The sequence below is a fragment of the Pseudomonas sp. P5_A2_2 genome, from assembly GCF_054177685.1.
Genome location: NZ_JBGCUL010000762.1, coordinates 1 through 2,195 on the forward strand (window position 1 = coordinate 1; position 2,195 = coordinate 2,195).

Consider the following 2,195-nt stretch of genomic DNA (forward strand, 5'->3'; position numbering starts at 1 on the left):
TGCACATCCGGCACACCTCCAGTGCCGAACAGGGCCAGATCTACATCGGCGCGGTGAACTGGGCGCTGATGGTCGGCGTGGTGCTGTTGGTGCTGGGTTTCGAATCCTCCGGTGCCCTGGCCTCGGCCTACGGTGTGGCGGTGACCGGGACCATGCTGATGACCACCATCCTGGTGTCGGCCGTGATATTGCTGTTGTGGAAATGGCCACCGCTTCTCGCCGTTCCGCTGCTGTTCGGTTTCCTGCTGGTGGACGGCCTGTACTTTGCCGCCAACGTGCCGAAAATCGTCCAGGGCGGGGCTTTCCCGGTGATCGCCGGTATTGTGCTGTTTGTGTTGATGACTACCTGGAAGCGCGGCAAGCAGTTGCTTGTCGAGCGCATCGATGAGGGTGGATTGCCGCTGCCGATCTTTATCAGCAGCATTGCCGTACAACCGCCCCATCGAGTTCAGGGCACCGCCGTGTTCCTGACAGCGCGGGCGGATGCCGTGCCCCATGCGTTGTTGCACAACCTGCTGCATAACCAGGTGTTGCACGAGCAGGTGGTGTTGCTGACGGTGGTGTACGAAGACATCCCGCGGGTGCCACTACAACGGCGCTTCGAGGTCGACTCCTACGGCGAAGGTTTCTTCCGCGTAATCCTGCATTTCGGATTCACCGATGAGCCGGATGTACCGCAGGCGCTGAAACTGTGCCACCTCGATGAACTGGATTTCAGCCCGATGCGTACCACCTACTTCCTCAGCCGCGAGACGGTCATTGCCTCCAAGCTCGAAGGCATGGCCCGTTGGCGCGAAGGGTTGTTTGCCTTCATGTTGCAGAACGCCAATGGCAATTTGCGTTTCTTCAATCTGCCGCTGAACCGGGTGATTGAACTGGGGACGCAGGTGGAGATGTAAGCCTCATCAAAAAGCCCCCGTTGCCATTGCGGCAGCGGGGGCTTTTTTGTGCTCAATGCATTTTCTGAAGCCAGTGAAGATCCCCTGTGGGAGCGAGCCTGCTCGCGATGGCGGCGCCACATTCAACAGTGATGTTGCCTGGTCTATCGCCATCGCGAGCAAGCTCGCTCCCACAGGGGGCTGCGTTGATTGGTCGAATGTAAAAAGCCCCCGCTACCGTGAGGTAACGAGGGCTTTTTTCGGCTGACTCAGATCACTCTGTAGCAGCCGTTTCCTTCACCTGCCGCTTCTCGATCACATCCACCAGACGCTTGGCCAGCGCCGGGTAGTTTTCGTCGAAGTGATGGCCGCCAGGCAGCTTGATGGCTTCGCCCACAGCAGTCTTGTCGGTGCAGCCGCTTTCGTCGGTTTCTTCTTCACCGTAGATGCACACCACTTTGGCGGCTGGCAGTTTGGCCATTTCCGGGCCGGTGGCGGCTTCTTTGCCGGCATTACCGAGCCAGCCTTCGACTTCGATCTCGAAGCTGCCGGTACGGGCGAAGGCCAGCAGGATGATCGCGTCGACGCGTTGCTGCTCCGATTCGGCCAGACGGTTGTAGATCGCTGGCAGAACATCTGCGCCGAACGAGTAACCGGTCAGGATGAAGCGCTTGGTGCCCCATTTCTGTCGGTAGTGTTGCATCAGTTCCGCCAGGTCCAGCGCGCTTTGCTCCGGGCTCTTGTGCTGCCAGTAGTAGCGCAGGGTGTCGATGCCGACCACCGGGTAGCCGATCTTGGCCATCTCGCCCGCCACGTCGCGGTCGAGGTCGCGCCAGCCGCCGTCACCGGACAGGAACAGGGTGACGGTGTCCCTGGCCTGGCCTGCCGGCACTTCGACCACCGGGATCTGCAGGCCGCCAGAGGCCTTGTCACCACCGACGAGGATCTTGCGCAGTTCGTTGTTCAGCACTTGCGGCAGGTTGATGTCGTAGTCGCTGATGCTGGTTTCGGCGTTCGGTTGATCGCGCACGAAGCCGGCGCTGGTGTCGTCCGGGTTGTCGTTCCATGCCACCAGCCAGTGGCCGTGGGCCGCGCTTTTCGGCAGCAAGTGCGTGCAGCCGGGCTTTTCCAGGGCCAGGTCGACCGAGACGGCCTGAGCCTTGTCGTTCTTCTGCTCGGACAACCAGCGCCAGGTCAGCACGGCGCCCGGGCCGATGCCGCTGACGAGGGTCGCCGGGCCTTTCAGTTCTCTCAGGCCCGATTGCAAGGCACGGCTTTGCAGCAGGCAGTCCTTGGGCAGGATCACCTGGACAATCT

General features: G+C 61.1%; 2 protein-coding genes. One reads left to right on the plus strand and one right to left on the minus strand.

Annotated elements, in window-relative coordinates:
• Positions 1 to 899 (plus strand): KUP/HAK/KT family potassium transporter (locus ACXRVY_RS25305; protein WP_458238558.1); only part of this gene is annotated, 899 nt, incomplete at its 5' end.
• A gap of 253 nt (positions 900 to 1,152) precedes the next feature.
• Here ACXRVY_RS25305 and ACXRVY_RS25310 read toward each other — a convergent pair.
• The coding region (locus tag ACXRVY_RS25310) for a virulence factor family protein (RefSeq protein ID WP_458238559.1) at positions 1,153 to 2,195 on the minus strand (1,043 nt) is incomplete at its 5' end.